The organism is Kitasatospora sp. NPDC059571, from assembly GCF_042735675.1.
Lineage (GTDB): Bacteria > Actinomycetota > Actinomycetes > Streptomycetales > Streptomycetaceae > Kitasatospora.
Genome location: NZ_JBHWBW010000126.1, coordinates 1 through 16,897, shown reverse-complemented (window position 1 = coordinate 16,897; position 16,897 = coordinate 1). Strand labels below are relative to the sequence as shown.

Here is a 16,897-nt window from a genome sequence, read left to right as displayed (position 1 = left end):
GCGTCCGGGTCGGTCAGCCGGCCGAAGGCGTCCCGCCCGCGACCGTCGGCCGCGGCGCACAGCGCGGCGGGCAATTAACCCCCCGGTTTGTAACACCGACGGCGCCGCGCCCCCGCCGCCGCCCCCCGCCCGCCCCGCCCCCCCGCCCCCGCGGCCGGGCCGGGCGGGCCCGGCCGACGGCACCGCCGTGCCCGGAGCGGTTGACCGACCGTCGATTCGTCGACAGATCCACCCCCACGGGTTGGCACCCGCACCGATCCACCGACACCGAGGAGTTCCCGATGTTCCGCAGCACCCACCGCCGTACCTCGCTCGCCGCGCTGGCCGCCGCCGGTGTGCTGGCCGCCGGCCTGACCGCGTGCAGCAGCAGCGGCTCCGGCACCTCCGCCGCGGCGCCGGCCACCACGGCCCCGGCGTCCTCGGCGGCACCGTCCGCCGCGTCCGGCACCGCGGCGGCCGACCAGCCGTTCGGCGCGGCCTGTGCCGCCGTGCCCAAGGACGGCGCGGGCAGCTTCGGCGGAATGGCGAAGGACCCGGTGGCCACCGCGGCCTCGAACAACCCGCTGCTGTCCACCCTGGTCACCGCGGTCAAGCAGGCCGGCCTGGTCGACACCCTCAACTCCGCGCAGAACATCACGGTGTTCGCGCCCACCAACGACGCCTTCGCCAAGATCCCGAAGGCCGACCTGGACGCCCTCCTCGCCGACAAGGCGAAGCTCACCAAGGTGCTCACCTACCACGTCACCCCGGACCGGCTCGCCCCGGCCGCGCTGCCCGGCAGCCACAAGACCCTGGAGGGCGGCAACCTGACGGTCACCGGCTCCGGCGAGGACTTCACCGTCAACGGCAACAGCAAGGTGCTCTGCGGCAACGTGCAGACCGCCAACGCCACCGTCTACATCGTCGACACCGTGCTGATGCCGACCTCCTGACGGGCCGGACGGCCGGGCGGCCCGCTGCGGCACAGCCCGGCCACCGACAGCGCGCCCCAGCCGGCCGACACCACCAGGGCCATCGCCCGGTGGCGCCGGCCCGGCAGGGTGGCCGACAGCAGCGCGGCGTCGCCGAGGTCGGCGGCGATCCGCAGCAGCGCCGCGGTGCGCAGCGAGCGGTCGTCGGGCGCGGCCAGCATCGCCAGGCCGCAGGCCGCGTCGCGCAGCGCGAGCGGGCGCAGCGTGGTCGCCACCTCCTCGGGGACGCTGCCGTCCGGCGCCACCAGGCCGGACGGGCGGGCCAGCAGGCCCGGGCGGCAGGCCACGGCGATGCCGTAGACCGCGGTGGCGGCCCCGGTGATCCTCAACAGTCGGCGGTCCACGGCGTCTCCTCTGTCGGGTGCTCCGGCGGGCGCTCGGTGCGCCCGCACGGGGTTCGCGGCCGGAGCCCGTCCGGATGGGCCCCGGCCCGGGCCGGCGGGCGCTCCCGCGTGGCACCGCCCGGCCGCGGGGAGCCCGGGCTATGACTGGAGTATGGAGATCGCCGGGCTTCGCCTGCTCGTCGTCGGCGCCACCGGGGTGATCGGCGGCGCGGTGGCGGCCCTCGCCGCCGAGCGCGGCGCGCACCTCGCGGTGGCCGGCCGTGACCCGGCCCGGCTCGCGGCCGTGTCGCAGGCCCTGGGCGGCTGCCCGAACAGCCGGTTCGACGCGTACGACCTGGCCGGCTGCGCGGCGCTGGCCCGCCGGGCGGCGGGCGCGCTGGGCGGCCTGGACGCCGTGCTGACGGCCTTCGGCACGGTGGCGTTCGGCCGGGCCGAGGAGGGCTCGGACGCGGTGGACGAGCACCTGCTGACGGTCAATGCGCTGGCCCCGATCGCGGTGTTGCGCGGCGCGCTCGGGGTCCTGCCCGCGGGCGGGGCGATGGCGGCGCTGACCGGCGCGGTGGTGTCGGCGCCGATGGCCGGGCTGGCCGGCTACGCGGCCTCCAAGGCCGCGCTGTCCGCGTGGCTGGACACCGTCCGGCTCGAACAGCACCGGCACCGGCGGACGGTGCTGGACGCCCGGCCGCCGCACCTGGACACCGGCTTCGCGGGCCGCGCGGTGGCCGGCACCGCGCCGCGGCTGCCGGCCGGGGCCGACCTGCCGGCGTACGTCGCCGCGCTGCTGGACGGGCTGTGCTCCGGCGCGGCGCTGCTGGCGGCGGACGGCGCCAACCGCCCGGTGCTGTCCGGGTGAGCGCCCGGCGGGCGGATCCCGCGGCGGGCGGCAGGACATCGACGAGGCGAGGAGGAACGGCGCAGTGGCCGGCACGGCGGTGGACGTGATCGTGGTCGGTGCGGGCGCGGCCGGGCTGGCGTGCGCGCAGGACCTGTCGGCGGAGCACCTGCGGGTGCTCCTGCTGGAGGCCTCGGACGAGGTGGGCGGGCGGGTCCGGACGGACACCGTCGACGGCTTCCGGCTGGACCGCGGCTTCCAGGTCTTCAACACGGCGTACCCGCAGGTGCGGCGGCGCTTCGCGCTGCGCGGGCTGCGGCTGCACCCGTTCACGCCGGGGTTCCTGCTGGCGGGCGCGCGGGGGCGGTACCGGTTCGCCGACCCGACTCGGCGGCCCGGCCTCGCGGGCGACCTGCGGCCGGGCCGGCTGGCGCCGCTGCGCGACACGGTGGGCCTCGGCCTGCTGGGCGCCCGCGACCTGCTGGCCCCGCCGGCACTGATCCGCCGCGGGCCGGACGTCGCGACGGCCCGGATGCTCGCCGACGGGCTGTCGGCCGCAACGGTCGACTCGGTGCTGCGGCCCTTCCTCGCCGGGGTCTTCCTGGAGGACTCGCTGGAGACCTCCAGCCGCTTCTTCCACCTGGTCTGGCGCAGCATGCTCCGCGGCACGCTCTGCCTGCCCCAGCAGGGCATCGGCGCGGTGCCGCGGGCGCTGGCGGCGGTGCTGCCGGCCGGGACGCTCCGGCTCTCCGCGCCGGTCGCCGGGCTGACCGAGAGCGGGGTGCTGCTGAAGGACGGCACCGAACTGGCCGCGGACGCCGTGGTGGTGGCCACCGAGGCGGCCGAGGCGGCACGGCTGCTGCCCGGGCTGGCGGTGCCCCCGGCCCGGTCGGTGACGACCCTGTACCACGCGGCGCCGGTGAGCCCGCTGCGCGAACCGACCCTGGTGGTGGACTCGGACCGGGTGGTGCTGAACACCGTGGTGCTGTCCGAGGTGGTGCCGGCGTACTCACCGGACGGCCGCGCCCTGGTCTCCACCTCGGTCCTGGGCACCGGCGCCGACGAGTCCGCCGTCCGGGACCGCCTGGCGCAGCTGTACCGGGCGGACACCTCCGGGTGGGAGCACCTGACGGACTACCGGATCGCCGCGGCCCTGCCCGCCATGCCCGCACCGCACCCCCTGACCCGGCCGGCCCGCGTCTCACCCGGCCGCTACGTGTGCGGCGACCACCGCGCCACCGGCTCCCTGCAGGGCGCCATGGCCTCCGGCGCCCGCGCGGCCCGCGAGGTCCTGGCCGACCTGCGCGGGACTACGGCGGGTCCTGGCCGCGGGAGTGCTCGGTGGCCAGGAGTTCCGGGAGGCCGGTGAGGCGGGCCAGGCCGGCGGTGGCGCGGGCGGTGCGGTGGTTGGCGGCCAGCCGGTCGCGATGGCGGTGGACGAAGGCCCAGTAGCCGGTGGTGAAGGGGCAGGCGCGCTCGCCGGTGCGTTCGGTGGGCCGGTAGCGGCAGGGGCCGCAGAAGTCGCCCATCCGGTGCAGATAGGCGCCGCCCGCCGCGTACGGCTTGGTGGTGATCAGGCCGCCGTCGGCGTACTGGGACATGCCGACCACGTTGGGGAGCATGACCCAGTCGTAGCCGTCGACGAAGCAGCGGTGGAACCAGTCGGTGACGGCCCGCGGGTCCCAGCCGTGCTGGAGCGCCCAGTTGCCGAGCACCATCAGGCGCGGGACGTGGTGGACCCAGCCCAGGTCGCGGACCTCGGCGAGGGTGCGGGCGAGGCAGCGCGCGCCGACCGCCCCGGCGTCCAGTTCGGCGAACCAGTCGGGCAGCGGTGCGTGGTGGCCGAGGGCGTTGCGTCCGCGGTACTCCTCGCCGAGGTACCAGTAGAGCTGCCAGACGTACTCGCGCCAGCCGGCGATCTGGCGGACCAGGCCCTCGACGCTGTTCAGCGGCGCGGCGCCGTCCCGGTACGCCCGCTCGGCCCGGCGGACGCACTCCCCGGGGTCGAGCAGGCCGAGGTTGAGCGGGACGGAGAGCAGGCTGTGCGCCATCCAGGGGTCGTCGTGGAGCATCGCGTCCTCCCAGCGCCCGAAGTGCGGCAGCCGGGCGGTGACGAAGTGCTCCAGGGCCTGCTCGGCCTCGGCCCGGGTGGCGGCGAAGCGGCGCGGGCCGTCGCGGCCCACGAAGGAGACCTCGCCGGCCTTCTCCCAGCGGTCCAGATCGGCCCGGACCTCGGCGTCGATGTCGTCCTCCTCGGGCCACCACGGCGGTTCGACCGGCAGGGCGGCGGCGCCGCGCGGCGGTGGCTCCCGGTTCTCGTGGTCGAGGTTCCAGCGACCGCCGGCCGGTTCGCCGCCGTCCAGCAGCAGGTGCTCCTGGCGCCGGACGGCGCGGTAGAAGTCCTCCAGCAGCAGGCGGCGTTCACCGCGGCCGTCCGCCCAGCGGCGGAAGTCGGCGTGGTCCACCAGGAAGCCGCGGGGCGCCAGCACCTCGACCTGGGGGAGCCGCTCGACCAGGCCGAGGGCGGCCCGGGAGGTGGGGTGGCGGACGGTGACCCGGCGGCGTCCGACCGCGGCGCGCAGCCCCTGACGGTAGGTGTCCGCCTGCACGTAGCGGGCCCGGTCGCCGAGTTCGGCGGCCCGGTGGCGCAGTGCGGAGAGGACCAGGTGGGCCTTGGCGCGGTGGAAGCGCCGGCGCCGGAGCACGGACCGGGCCTCGATCAGGACGATCTCGGCGTGCTCGGCCGGTCCGTGCTCCGACGGGTCGGTGAAGTGCGGGCCCAGCTGGTCGGCGAAGACCCAGTGCGGGCGGGTCACGTGGCGCGGCCGCCGATCGCCGTCCGGCCCGGTCCGCCGGGGCGGGCCGCCTGCGGGTGGCGGCTGCGCCAGTACGGGTTGTCGTGCGGGAGCTTGCCGGAGACCCGGCCGTACATGCCGAAGGTGGCGATGACGAAGCCGGTGACGAAGCTGAAGATGACGTTCGGCATGCGGAAGGCCAGGTAGTTGGCGCCGGAGTCGAGCACGGCGAGGTTGACGAAGCCGCTGAGCACGAAGAGCGTGCCGACCGCGATGTTGACGGTCGAGGCGGTGTTGCCGCCGATCACGGCTCCGGCGATCAGGACCACGGCGAAGACGATGGAGACCAGGCTGAGCAGGCCGTTGCTGGAGAGTCCGGCGACCTGTTCGCCGTTGGTGGAGAAGAAGGCCAGTCCGTCGGCGAGGCCCAGGCAGCCGAAGACCAGCAGGGCGGCGCCGCAGAGGCCGGCGCCGATCCGGTAGACCTGGGCCAGCCGGTGGTCGACGGGGAGTTCATCACGCAGATCCATCGGGTCGCTCCGATCGGCAGGGGGCTCGTCGCCCCGGTCCTGCCAGCGTGGGCCGGGAGCGGGCGGCCCACGACTCGCAGCGTTCGTGCAGCGGTGCGGGCCGGTCAGTCCAGGCCGCGGGCGCGGCGCAGCCGGACGGAGACGTCCGCCGGGTCGACGATCGGCGCGGGGTAGCCGGGCGGGGGCGACGGCAGGGTCCAGGGCCGGTGCACGGCGCGGCCGGGCACGTCGGCGAGTTCGGGCACCCAGCGGCGGACGTAGGCGCCGTCCGGGTCGAAGCGGTCGGCCTGAACGAGCGGGCTGAGCACGCGGTTGGGCCGGGTGTCGGTGCCGGTGCCGGCCACCCACTGCCAGTTCAGCTGGTTGTTGGCGACGTCGCCGTCGACCAGCAGGGAGAGGAAGTGCCGGGCGCCGATCCGCCAGTCCTGGTAGAGCGTCTTGGTGAGGAAGCAGGCCGTCAGCAGCCGGGCCCGGTTGTGCATCCAGCCCTCGTGGGCGAGCTGGCGCATGCCTGCGTCGACCACCGGGAAGCCGGTGCGGCCCTGCCGCCAGGCCTCGATCTCCTGCTCGTCGTGGCGCCACCGGTCGTCCCTGGTGCGGTAGTCGTCGCGGGCGGCGTGCGGGCGCGCGGCGAGCACCTGGTGGTGGAAGTCCCGCCAGACGAGCTGCCGGACGAAGGCCTCGGCGCCCTCGCCGCCGCGCGCCTCGGCGAGGTGGGCGACCTCGTTGGCGGACAGGCACCCGAAGTGCAGGTACGGGGAGAGCCGGGAGGTGCCGTCGGCGGCGAGCGCGTCGTGGCGGTCGAGGTAGGAGTCGCTGTCCCAGTGCTTCCAGACCCGCCGGGCTGCGCTCTCGCCGCCCGGCGGCAGGCCCGGCGAGTCGGGTCGGACACCGGTGGGCAGCGGTTCGCTGCGCGGGCCGGCCGGGGTGCGCAGGGTGCGCGGCGCGCCGTGCGGGGTGCGCCGCGGGGCCTGCTGCCAGGCCCGGTGGTAGGGGGTGAAGACCGCGTAGTGGTCCTTGCCGACGGGGGTGACGGCGCCGGGGGCGAGCACGGTGAGCGAGCCGTCGTGGACGTGCAGCAGGTCCCCGAGGGCCTTGCGCAGGGCGGCCTCCCGGTGGTGGGCGAAGCCGCTGACGCCGGCGGCGACGTGCACCGAGACGGCGCCGACCTCGTGGGCGAGCCGGGCGGCCTCCTCGGCGGCCGGGCCGCGGCGCAGCACCAGGCGGCCGCCGGCCTGCCGCAGTGAGGCGTCGAGGTCGTGCAGGCAGTCCGCGAGGAAGGCCAGGCGGTTGGGCGCGGCGAAGCCGGCCGCGGCGACGTCGGGGTCGAGCACGAAGAGCGGCACGACCTCGTCGGCGGCGGCCCGGGCGGCGTGCAGCACGGGGTTGTCGTGCAGCCGCAGGTCCTGGGTGAACAGGGCGACGGAGACGGTCATCGGGAGGTTCCGGGGGTCGGCGGGCGGGGGCGGGTACGCGGCGGCAGGGGGAGGAAGCCGCTGGTCCTGGCGGTGTACTCGGCCCAGCCCGGTTTGCTGGAGCCCAGCTGGCGCTCCAGCATCGGCTTGCCGCTGCCGTACGCCAGGAGATACGTCATCAGGACGGGGCTGAGCACGAAGGCCCAGCCGATCGGCGTGTCGGCGGCGAGCAGGAACAGGCCCCACCAGACGCAGGCGTCGCCGAAGTAGTTGGGGTGGCGGGTGTAGCGCCACAGGCCGCGGTCCATCACCCGGCCGCGGTTGGCCGGGTCGGCCTTGAAGCGGGTCAGCTGCTGGTCGCCGACGGCCTCGAAGAAGAGGCCGACGGCCCACAGGCCGGTGCCCGCCCAGGCGAGCGGACCGGGCGGGTGCGGCACGTACTGGGCGGCCTGGACGGGCAGCGAGACGAACCAGACCAGGGCGGCCTGGAGCAGGTAGACCATCCGCAGGGCGTACCGGGTGCGGGCGGGCCCGGCGGGTGCGCGGGAGAGCATCCGGGCGTAGCGCGGGTCCTCGTCCTGGCCGCGGGCGCGCCGGGCGATGTGCGCGGACAGCCGCAGCCCCCAGACGGTGACCAGGACGGTGGCGAGCAGCCGGCGGCCGTCGTCGCCGTACCCGGCGGACAGCCCGTAGCCCGTCCAGGCGACCGCGGTGAAGGCCAGCCCCCAGGCGACGTCGACGCCGCGGTGCCGGCCGGTGCGCACCCCGACGGCGAACGCGGCGAGCAGTACCGCGAGGGCCGCGCCGAGGGTGGCGGCCAGGTTGACGGCGAACGCCGCTCCGTTCACCGCGACTCCCCGTACCACTGGGCCGGGGACGCCGGGGCGCCGCTCGCGCCGCCGGCGGCGGGCCGCACCGCGAGGATCTGGTCGACGCCCATCCGGCGCTCGGCGAAGGCGAGCGAGCTGCCGGCCAGGTAGAGCCGCCACAGCCGGACGGTCGGCTCGCCGACCAGCGCGGTGAACTCGGGCAGGCGCTGCATCAGGGTGTCGTGCCAGGCGTCGATGGTGCGGGCGTAGTGCTCGCGCATCGCCTCGACGTTGCGGACCTCCAGGCCGGCCTCCTCCAGCATCGCCACGGTCGCGCCGACCGGGCGCATCGACATGTCGGGGGCGATGTACGTCTCGATGAAGGCGCCGCCACCGGGGGCGTGCGCCCCGCGGGACATCTGCTGGACCAGCAGCCGGCCGCCGGGGCGCAGCAGGCCGTGCAGCTGCGCCGCGAACTGCGGGTAGCGGTTGTCGCCGACGTGCTCGCCCATCTCGATGCAGCTGACCGCGTCGTACGGGCCGTCGGCGAGCTCGCGGTAGTCCTGCAGGCGGACCTCGATCCGGTCGCCGAGGCCGGCCTCGGCGACCGCGGCGGTGGCGTGGTCGTGCTGACGGGCCGACAGGGTGACCGCGGTGACCCGGGCGCCGTGGTTGCGGGCGGCGTGCAGGGCGAGCGCGCCCCAGCCGCAGCCGACGTCGAGGAGCCGGCTGCCTGGCCCCAGGCCGAGCTTGCGGCAGACCAGGTCGAACTTGGCGGTCTGGGCGGCGTGCAGGGTGTCGGCCCCGGGCGTCCAGTAGGCGCAGGAGTAGGCCGTCGCCGGGCCGAGCAGCATCGTGTAGAAGGCGTTGGAGAGGTCGTAGTGGTGGCTGATCACGGCGCGGTCGCGGGAGCGGCTGTGCAGGGCGCCGCCGACCCGGGCCCGGCCGTCGGGCGGCACCGGGCGCGGGCCCAGCACGCCGAGCCGGGCGGCGGCGGCGAGCAGCGCCGGCCAGTCGCGGGCCGAGGGGCGGACGGGGCCGCGGCCGGCGAGTGCGGTGCGGACGGCGCCGAGGCTGCCGGCGAGGTCGCCCTCGACGTCCAGGTCGCCGGTGATGTAGGCGTCGGCGAGGCCGAGTTCGCCGGGCTGCCAGAGCAGCCGGCGCAGCGCGCGGCGGTTGCGCAGGACGACCACCGGGCCGTCGGCGGGCCCGGCGGCGGAGCCGTCCCAGGTGCGCAGCCGGAACGGCAGCGGGCCGTCCAGCAGGCCGGTGAGGAGCGGTTCGAGCCGGGCGGCGGCGGTCATCGGTGGTCCCCCTCGCGGGTCAGGAGCAGCTGCTGGACGTCGAGGTAGCCGGTGCGGAACCCGGCCTCGGAGTACGCGAGGTAGAGCTCCCACATGCGCTGGAAGACCCGGTCGAAGCCGAGCGCGGTGACCTCGTCGGCGCGTTCGGTGAACCGCTCCCGCCACAGCCGCAGGGTCTCGGCGTAGTGCGGGCCGAAGCCGTACGCCTCGGCCAGGCGCAGCGAGGTGTGCTTCTCGGCGGTCTGCCGGATGGCGGCGACGGAGGGGATCAGCCCGCCGGGGAAGATGTACTTGAGGATCCAGGTGTAGGTCTCGCTGCTGGCGAGCATCCGGTCGTGCGGCATGGTGATCGCCTGGATCGCCGCCCGGCCGCCGGGGGCGAGCACCCGGTCGATGGTGCCGAAGTAGGCGGGCCAGAACGGGCGGCCGACCGCCTCGATCATCTCGACGCTGACCACGGCGTCGTAGCTGCCCTCGGCGGAGCGGTAGTCGCAGAGCCTGACCTCGGCCCGGTCGCCGTACCCGGCGTCGGCGATCCGGCGGCGGGCGAGGGCGAGCTGCTCCTCGGAGAGGGTGAGGCTGACCACGCGGGCGCCGCGGGCGGCGGCCCGGAGGGCGAGTTCGCCCCAGCCGGTGCCGATCTCCAGGACACGGCTGCCGGGGCCGACGGCGGCGAGGTCGAGCAGCCGGTCGATCTTGCGGTGCTGGGCATCGGCGAGGGTGTCCCACCCGGCGTCCGGCCGGCCGTCGGCGCCGGGGGCGAACAGCGCCGAGGAGTAGGTCATGGTGGGGTCGAGGAAGAGCGCGAAGAGCTCGTTCGACAGGTCGTAGTGCCGGCGGATGTTCTGCCGGGCGTTGTCCGCGGTGGACAGTTCGGCGTCCGGCGGCCGCTGCACGTAGAGGCGGCGCAGCCACTGGGCGCCGGTCGGCACCAGGGTCTCGGGGGCGGTGGCGAGGGCGGTGAGCAGCGCGACCAGGTCGGGCGCGTCCCACTCGCCGGCCTGGTACGACTCGCCGAACCCGATCAGGCCGCTCGCGCCGACCCGGTGCAGGAAGGCCTCGGGCCGGTGCAGCCGCAGCACCGGCGCGCCCGGCGGGGCGGGTACGAGCGTGCGGCCGCCGGGGAGTTCGACGCGCAGGCCGCGCCGTCGGGCGACCCGGCGCAGCAGGCGTCCGGCGACGGCGGCGCGCAGCGGGACGTCGGGCACGGTGGCGACGTCGGGCCAGCGGTGGGCGTCGACGGGGTGCGGGGCGGTCGCGGTGGCGGGGCTGGTCACGGGACGGGAACCTCTTCTCGGGCGGTCCGGTCGGGTCGCGGGTGTACGGGCAGGCCGCGCAGTAGGAGGCGTATGCCCTGATATCGAATGTGCAAGGGGACGGCGTAGGTGGCCAGCGGGTGGCGGACGGCGGCGCGCAGCAGCTGTCCGGCGGTGGCGGGGCGGCGCTCGCCGTGCACGGTGGCGGTGAACGCGGGGCGGCCCTCGCGCTCCAGGCGGACGGTGAGGCGCAGCCGCTCGCCGGGTTCGGGCAGCGCCATCCGGTAGTCGCCGTCGACCGGGAAGAACGGCGAGACGTAGAACTCCTTGGGCGTCCCGGCGCGGCCGTCGGCGCCGGGGCGCAGCAGGTAGCGGTGGTGGCCGCCGTAGGTGTTGTGCACCTCGGCCACGGTGCAGACCGGGCGGCCGTCGGGGTCGTGGCACCAGTAGACGGTGAGCGGGTTGAAGACGTGGCCGAGCGAGCGGGCCTGGGCGAGCATCAGGACGCGGCCGCCGGCGAGGTCGACGCCCTGCCCGGCGAGGTAGGCGTCGAGGTTCTCGCGCAGGGTGCGCCGGGGGTCGCCGGGGTGGTCGGCGGCGCGGAAGCGGGCGAGCGGCCGCAGCGGGGCGGGCAGCCGGGGCAGCCGGTCGAGGTCGACCAGCCAGAGGTAGGTGCGGTGGGCGAAGGAGTGCCGCAGCGGGGCCGTCCTGGCGTGCGCGATCCGGCACTCGTACAGGGCGGCGCCCCAGCGGCCGGGGAGGGCGTGGGTCACGGGGCCACCACCGCCGTGCCGAGCAGGGCGCCGGCGGCCTGCACGCCGGAGCGGCAGCCGTCCTCGTGGAAGCCCCAGCCGTGGTAGGCGCCCGCGAACGCGGTCCGGGCGGTGGCGAGTTCGGGCAGCCGGCGCTGGGCGGCGACGGACTCGGCGGTGTAGATCGGGTGCTCGTAGACCGTCCGGGAGAGGATCTGCTCCTCCGGGATGGGGTGGTGGCGGTCCTCGTTCAGGGTGACCAGGTAGTCCTCGGCGGTGTCGAGGCCGAGCAGCCGGTTGAGGTGGTAGCTGACCTGGACGGCGTCCGCGCGGTCGGCGCAGTCGGGCATCAGGTAGTTCCAGGAGGCGCGGGCGCGGGCGGCGCGCGGCAGCCGGGAGGCGTCCCGGTGCAGCACGGTGGGGTTGCGGGAGTAGCGGAAGGCGCCGAGGACGGCGCGTTCGGTGTCGGTGGGGTCGGCGAGCAGCCGCAGTGCCTGGTCGGCGTGGGTGGCCACCACCACGGCGTCGGCGGCCGTCCGCCCGCCGTCCGCGGTGGTGACCGTGACGCCGTCCGGGTGCCGGTGCACGGCCCGGACGGGGGCGCCGCGGTGGACGGCGGGCAGGCGTTCGGCGATCCGCTCGACGTACGTCCGGGAGCCGCCGACCACCGTGCGCCAGGTGGGTGAGCCGGTGATGCCGAGCATCCCGTGGTTCTCCAGGAAGGCGAACAGGTACCGGGCCGGGTAGTCGCCGGCCAGGTCGGGTGCGCAGGACCAGACGGCGGCGACCACCGGGTTCATGAAGTGGTGGACGAAGTAGCGGGAGAAGCCGCCGCGGGCGAGGAACTCGGCGAGCGACGGGTCGCCGGCGTCCGGGTCGGCGAGCAGCCGGCGGGCGCGGCGGTGGAAGCGCGGCACCTCGGCGAGCATCCGCAGGTAGCGGCCGCGGACGGCGGCGGAGGGGCTGGCGAGCAGGCCGGCCGGGCCCTTGGCGCCCGCGTACTCCAGGCCGCAGCCCTCGCACCGCACCGACATGCTCATGTCGCTGTCGCGGGTGGCCACACCGAGTTCCCGGAACATCCGGACCAGGTGCGGGTACGTCCGCTCGTTGTGCACCAGGAAGCCGGTGTCCAGCGGCACCGTCCGCCCGTCGGCGCCGGTCGCCCGCTGGGTGTGCGCGTGCCCGCCGAGCCGGTCGTCCGCCTCGAACAGCTCGACCTGCACACCGGCCCGGTGGAGCCGGTACGCGGCGGTCAGGCCGGCGACGCCCGCGCCGACCACGGCCACCGTGCGCGGCGCCGCCGCGCCCGCCCGGTGGCGGTCCTCGGTGCGGGTGGAGACGGTTACGGGGATGGTCACGGCGGGCCCCTCCGTTCGGCCGGACGCCGCCGGGGCGGGCGCCGGGTGCGCTGCTGTCACCGGCCATTCGGGGCACGCGGAGGGGCGGATTGCTCCGAACGGGAGAATTCCTGCCGGGCCGTCGGACCGGGCGCGGTGCCGCGCACCCGGTCCGACGGGTTCTCAGCTGAACGGCAGCAGGAGCACCGGGTTGCCGCTCGGGTGCTGCGATCCGCCGGACGGCTCGACGGTGACGCCGACGCCCGCCGCGCCGTCGATCGGGCCGCTCAGCACCAGCGATCCGTTGCTCTGCGGGAGCAGGCCGGCCGGGCGCATGGTGCCCGCGTCGTTGAACCACAGCTGGTACGTCTTGCCCTGCGGCAGCGCGGGCAGCCCGGCGGCCAGGAAGCCCGCCTCGCCGCGGCTCTGCGACCAGACCACGGTGCCCACCCCGGAGCCGGCCGTACCGGTCGCGGTCTTCGCGTCCGGGGCGGTCAGCAGGGTGCCGAACGCGGCCTGCTGGTCGGCCAGTCGGGCGGCCTCGGCGCGGGCCCGGTCGGCCTGGTCGTGCTGCTGCACGGCGAGGGCGCCGAAGCCGGTGGCGAGCGCCACCGAGGCGGCCAGCGCCAGCTTCGGCCAGTTCCGGGCGAACCGGCCGCGCTGCCGCGGCGCGGCATGGCCGGCCGCGACCTCCGCGCCGGACGGCGCGAGTTGGCGGACGGCCGGCAGGGCGGCCATCACCCGCGCCTTCAGCTCGGGCGGCGGCTGCAGCGCCTCCGCGGCGCCGAGCCGGGCGAGGGTGGCGGTGAACTCGGCGACCTCCGCGGCACAGGCCGGGCACTGCGCCAGGTGCCGCTCGAAGTCCGTGCGCTCCGCGCCGTCCAGGGCGTGCGCCGCGTAGGCGCCGGTGAGCGTGTGCAGATCGGCCCCGATGGTCATGACCCCACCCCCAGGCAGTCGCGCAGCCGGATCAGGCCGTCCCGCATCCGGGTCTTGACGGTACCGAGGGGCGTGCCGAGCATGTCGGCCACCTCCCGGTAGGAGTAGCCGCGGTAGTACGCGAGCGTGACCGACTCGCGCTGGATCTCGGTCAGCGACTTCAGGCAGCGCCGGACCTGCTCCCGCTCCAGCCGCCCCTCGACCTGCTCGGCGACCTCGTCGTACACCGGGGTGTGCGACTGGGCCGCGACGCGCCGGTCGCGGTCGGCGGCGGCCTGCGCGGAGCGCACCCGGTCCACCGCCCGGCGGTGCGCCATGGTCAGCACCCAGGGCAGCACCTCGCCGCGCTCGGGCCGGTAGCGCGACGCCGTCCGCCACACCTCCAGCATGACCTCCTGGGCGACCTCCTCGGACTGCGCCGGGTCCCGCAGCACCCGGCGGACGAGCCCGAGCACCGGCCCGGCCACCGCGTCGTACAGCCGGGAGAAGGCGTCCTGGTCGCCGAAGGACACCTTGGCGATCAGCTCCTTCAGATCCGGCCCGCGCCGCTGCGGGCCGGAGAGGTGCACGACGGTGCTCATCGGCCCACCCCCCGGCATCGGGTGGCACGGGCCACCGGGCGCACGGGCCGGGCGCGGAGCCCGCCCGTCGGGCGGTTGGCGGACATACGGGACCTCCAGGGACCACGGGGTCGGAGCCGGCCGGCGGGTGCGCCGGACGGTCACGGCATCAGGCGTTCGAAGCCGGCGGGGCGGCGGATTGGTCCCGGCCGTGGAGAATGGCGCCGCCCGGTCCGACGAGCGTTCCACACCGGCCCGGCCGGACCAATCCGGACGGGGCGCGGCTCCGAATCCGGGGCGAGCGCACCACCAGGAGGACCGCTGCCATGCCGGCCGCCCACCGCCAGACCAGGCTGTTCGACATCCGCGAGATCTACGCCGAGCCCGCCGCGGCGGCCTCCGGGCGCGGCCGCGCCGTCCTGGCCCGCTTCCCGGACGCCCGGGTCGTCGAGGTGGACTCGCACTGGCGGATCCCGCACCTGCACGGCAACGCCGGCAACGTCGCCCGCTGGGCCCGGGTGAAGAGCGAGGTGCTGGTGCTCGGCGAGAAGAAGTCCCTCGCCGCCCGGCCCAACGGCCGCTCGGCGGACTTCATCGCCCCCAGCTCGGCCAACGGCTGCGCGCTGGCCTGCGCCTACTGCTACGTGCCGCGGCGCAAGGGCTACGCCAACCCGATCACGGTCTTCACCAACATCGACCGGATCGTCTCCTACCTGGCCGGGCACGTCCGCCGACAGGGCCGCAAGGCGGCCCCCACCCAGTGCGACCCGGCGGCCTGGGTGTACGACATCGGCGAGAACAACGACTGCGCGGTGGACGCCCTGGTCTGCGACAACACCGCGGACCTCGTGCGCGCCTTCCGGCACTGGCCCACCGCCAAGGCCTCGTTCGCCACCAAGTGGGTCAACCGCGACCTGCTCGCCCTCGACCCGCGCGGCCGCACCCGGATCCGGTTCTCGCTGATGCCGCCCGCCGACGCCCGGCTGCTGGACGTGCGCACCAGCCCCGTCCCGGACCGCGTCGCCGCCGCCGCGGACTTCCTGGAGGCCGGGTACGAGGTGCACTTCAACCTCTCCCCCGTCGTGCTGCGCGAGGGCTGGCAGGCCGACTGGGCCGACCTGCTGCGCCGGATGGACGACCTGCTGCCGCAGGCCGTGAAGGCGCAGGCCGCCGCGGAGATCATCATGCTGACCCACAACCGCGACCTGCACGAGGTCAACCTCGGCTGGCACCCCCGGGCCGAGGAGGTGCTGTGGCGGCCCGGTCTGCAGGAGGCCAAGCGCTCGGAGAACGGCAGCTGGAACGTCCGCTACCGGGCCGGCCTCAAGGCCGCCGCGGTCGCCGAGCTCCGCGGCCTGATCGCGGCCCACGCCCCCTGGCTGCGGGTCCGCTACGCCTTCTGACCCGCCGCCACCCCCGTCCGCCGACCGGCCGATCCTCCCCGGGAGCCCTTGATGCCCGAGCCGACCGCACCCCCGCTGCACTGCCTGGTGACCGGCGCGACCGGCTACATCGGCGGCCGGCTGGTGCCCGAACTGCTGCGCGCCGGGCACACCGTGCGCTGCCTGGTCCGCGAGCCCGGCCGGCTGCGCGACCACCCGTGGCGGTCCGCGGTGGAGACCGCCACCGGCGACGTGACCCGCCCGGACACCCTCGACGGGGCGTTCGAGGGCATCGACGTCGCCTACTACCTCGTCCACTCGCTGGGCACCGGCGCGGACTTCGAGCGGACCGACCGCGAGGCGGCCCGCGCGTTCGGCGCCGCGGCCGCCCGGGCCGGCGTCCGGCGGATCGTCTACCTCGGCGGGCTCACCCCCGCCGGGGTGCCGGCCGGCGAGCTCTCCCCGCACCTGCGCTCGCGCGCCGAGGTCGGCCGGATGCTCCGCGCCGGCGGCGTGCCGACCGCCGAACTGCGGGCCGCGGTCATCCTCGGCTCCGGCTCCGCCTCCTTCGAGATGCTCCGCTACCTCACCGAGCGGCTGCCGGTGATGGTCACCCCGAACTGGGTCGGCACCCGGATCCAGCCGATCGCCGTCCGCGACGTGCTCCGCTACCTGGTCGGCGCCGCACAGCTGCCGCCGGACGTCGACCGGAGCTTCGACATCGGCGGCCCCGACGTGCTGACGTACCGCCAGATGATGATGCGCTACGCCGCGGTGGCGGGGCTGCCGCGCCGGGTCATCGTGCCGGTGCCGGTGCTCACCCCGCGGCTCTCCAGCCACTGGGTGGGCCTGGTCACCCCCGTCCCCAACGCCATCGCCCGGCCGCTGGTCGAGTCGCTGCGGCACGAGGTGGTCTGCGGCGAGCACGACATCGCCCGCTGGGTCCCGGACCCGCCCGACGGCCTGATCGGCTTCGACCGGGCCGTCCGGCTCGCCCTGCGGCGGATCCGCGACGCCGACGTCGCCACCCGCTGGTCCTCCGCCAGCCTGGCCGGTGCACCGAGCGACCCACTGCCCACCGACCCCGACTGGGCCGGCGGCAGCCTCTACGAGGACGTGCAGGAACTGCGGGTCGACGCACCGCCGGCCGCCGTGTGGCGGGTGGTCGAGGGCATCGGCGGCGACAACGGCTGGTACTCCTTCCCGCTCGCGTGGGCGGTGCGCGGCTGGATGGACCGCTTCGTGGGCGGGGTCGGGCTGCGCCGCGGCCGCCGCGACCCGGACCGGCTGCGGGTCGGCGACTCACTGGACTTCTGGCGGGTCGAGGAGATCGAACCGGGCCGCCTGCTGCGGCTGCGCGCGGAGATGCGGCTGCCGGGCCTGGCCTGGCTGGAGCTCTCCGTGGCCCCGGACGGCGGCGCCGGCACCCGCTACCGGCAGCGGGCGCTGTTCCACCCGCGCGGGCTGGCCGGGCACGCCTACTGGTGGTCGGTGGCGCCCTTCCACGCCGTGGTCTTCGGCGGCATGGCCCGCAACATCACCGAACGCGCCGGCGGCCGCCGGACGGCCCCCGCCCCGGCGGCGGGGGGCGGGAGCACGAATGCCCCCCGGCCGGGTGGGCGCGCGGCGGGGCGCCGCGGCGGGGGGGGGGGCCCCCGGGGGGGGCGCGCA

At 76.4% G+C, this 16,897-nt stretch carries 16 protein-coding genes; 5 read left to right on the top strand and 11 right to left on the bottom strand.

Annotated elements, in window-relative coordinates; all coding sequences use genetic code 11:
• Nucleotides 1-281: 281 nt before the first annotated feature.
• Nucleotides 282-932 (top strand): fasciclin domain-containing protein, encoded by a 651-nt coding sequence (locus ACFV0G_RS16780; RefSeq protein WP_380547354.1) that lies wholly within the window; start codon nt 282-284, stop codon nt 930-932.
• Here ACFV0G_RS16780 and ACFV0G_RS16775 read toward each other — a convergent pair.
• Nucleotides 896-1,315, bottom strand: coding sequence for a hypothetical protein (locus ACFV0G_RS16775; protein WP_380547351.1), 420 nt, complete (start codon nt 1,313-1,315; stop codon nt 896-898). The two genes, ACFV0G_RS16780 and ACFV0G_RS16775, sit on opposite strands and share 37 nt — an antisense overlap.
• 151 nt (nt 1,316-1,466) lie before the next feature.
• Here ACFV0G_RS16775 and ACFV0G_RS16770 point away from each other — a divergent pair, with 151 nt between their 5' ends.
• Nucleotides 1,467-2,168: an SDR family NAD(P)-dependent oxidoreductase gene (locus tag ACFV0G_RS16770; protein ID WP_380547348.1), complete on the top strand. Its 702-nt coding sequence runs from the start codon at nt 1,467-1,469 to the stop codon at nt 2,166-2,168.
• Nucleotides 2,169-2,232: 64 nt separating this feature from the next.
• Nucleotides 2,233-3,516 (top strand): FAD-dependent oxidoreductase, encoded by a 1,284-nt coding sequence (locus tag ACFV0G_RS16765; protein WP_380547345.1) that lies wholly within the window; start codon nt 2,233-2,235, stop codon nt 3,514-3,516.
• On the opposite strand, the gene ACFV0G_RS16760 is transcribed toward ACFV0G_RS16765, so the two are convergent.
• The 10 genes from ACFV0G_RS16760 to ACFV0G_RS16715 all read right to left on the bottom strand — a co-directional run bounded on the left by ACFV0G_RS16760 (nt 3,458) and on the right by ACFV0G_RS16715 (nt 13,865).
• Nucleotides 3,458-4,963: a cryptochrome/photolyase family protein gene (locus tag ACFV0G_RS16760; protein ID WP_380547342.1), complete on the bottom strand. Its 1,506-nt coding sequence runs from the start codon at nt 4,961-4,963 to the stop codon at nt 3,458-3,460. The two genes, ACFV0G_RS16765 and ACFV0G_RS16760, sit on opposite strands and share 59 nt — an antisense overlap.
• Entirely contained in the window at nt 4,960-5,472 is a 513-nt protein-coding gene (locus tag ACFV0G_RS16755; protein ID WP_380547339.1) for a DUF4383 domain-containing protein, read from the bottom strand. Before ACFV0G_RS16755 ends, ACFV0G_RS16760 begins: the two co-directional genes overlap by 4 nt.
• Before the next feature lie 104 nt (nt 5,473-5,576).
• On the bottom strand, nt 5,577-6,908 hold the full coding sequence (locus tag ACFV0G_RS16750; RefSeq protein WP_380547336.1) for a cryptochrome/photolyase family protein: 1,332 nt from the start codon (nt 6,906-6,908) through the stop codon (nt 5,577-5,579).
• On the bottom strand, nt 6,905-7,735 hold the full coding sequence (locus ACFV0G_RS16745) for a DUF1295 domain-containing protein (RefSeq protein WP_380547333.1): 831 nt from the start codon (nt 7,733-7,735) through the stop codon (nt 6,905-6,907). Before ACFV0G_RS16745 ends, ACFV0G_RS16750 begins: the two co-directional genes overlap by 4 nt.
• Nucleotides 7,732-9,000, bottom strand: coding sequence for a class I SAM-dependent methyltransferase (locus ACFV0G_RS16740; protein WP_380547329.1), 1,269 nt, complete (start codon nt 8,998-9,000; stop codon nt 7,732-7,734). Before ACFV0G_RS16740 ends, ACFV0G_RS16745 begins: the two co-directional genes overlap by 4 nt.
• Nucleotides 8,997-10,277 carry a class I SAM-dependent methyltransferase gene (locus ACFV0G_RS16735; RefSeq protein WP_380547327.1) on the bottom strand — a complete coding sequence of 427 codons (1,281 nt, stop codon included), beginning with the start codon at nt 10,275-10,277 and terminating at the stop codon, nt 8,997-8,999. The genes ACFV0G_RS16740 and ACFV0G_RS16735 overlap by 4 nt, the downstream gene beginning before the upstream one ends.
• Nucleotides 10,274-11,029, bottom strand: coding sequence for a DUF1365 domain-containing protein (locus ACFV0G_RS16730; RefSeq protein ID WP_380547325.1), 756 nt, complete (start codon nt 11,027-11,029; stop codon nt 10,274-10,276). Before ACFV0G_RS16730 ends, ACFV0G_RS16735 begins: the two co-directional genes overlap by 4 nt.
• Nucleotides 11,026-12,294: an NAD(P)/FAD-dependent oxidoreductase gene (locus ACFV0G_RS16725; protein ID WP_380547360.1), complete on the bottom strand. Its 1,269-nt coding sequence runs from the start codon at nt 12,292-12,294 to the stop codon at nt 11,026-11,028. Before ACFV0G_RS16725 ends, ACFV0G_RS16730 begins: the two co-directional genes overlap by 4 nt.
• A gap of 234 nt (nt 12,295-12,528) precedes the next feature.
• Nucleotides 12,529-13,284, bottom strand: a complete 756-nt coding sequence (locus ACFV0G_RS16720; protein ID WP_380547323.1) for an anti-sigma factor domain-containing protein — start codon at nt 13,282-13,284, stop codon at nt 12,529-12,531.
• Nucleotides 13,281-13,865, bottom strand: coding sequence for a sigma-70 family RNA polymerase sigma factor (locus ACFV0G_RS16715; protein WP_380547321.1), 585 nt, complete (start codon nt 13,863-13,865; stop codon nt 13,281-13,283). Before ACFV0G_RS16715 ends, ACFV0G_RS16720 begins: the two co-directional genes overlap by 4 nt.
• Before the next feature lie 305 nt (nt 13,866-14,170).
• On the opposite strand from ACFV0G_RS16715, the gene ACFV0G_RS16710 reads away from it, so the two are divergent.
• Nucleotides 14,171-15,247 carry a spore photoproduct lyase family protein gene (locus tag ACFV0G_RS16710; RefSeq protein WP_380547319.1) on the top strand — a complete coding sequence of 359 codons (1,077 nt, stop codon included), beginning with the start codon at nt 14,171-14,173 and terminating at the stop codon, nt 15,245-15,247.
• A 51-nt stretch (nt 15,248-15,298) separates the two neighbouring features.
• Nucleotides 15,299-16,897: SDR family oxidoreductase (locus ACFV0G_RS16705; RefSeq protein WP_380547317.1), on the top strand; the 1,599-nt coding region annotated here is incomplete at its 3' end.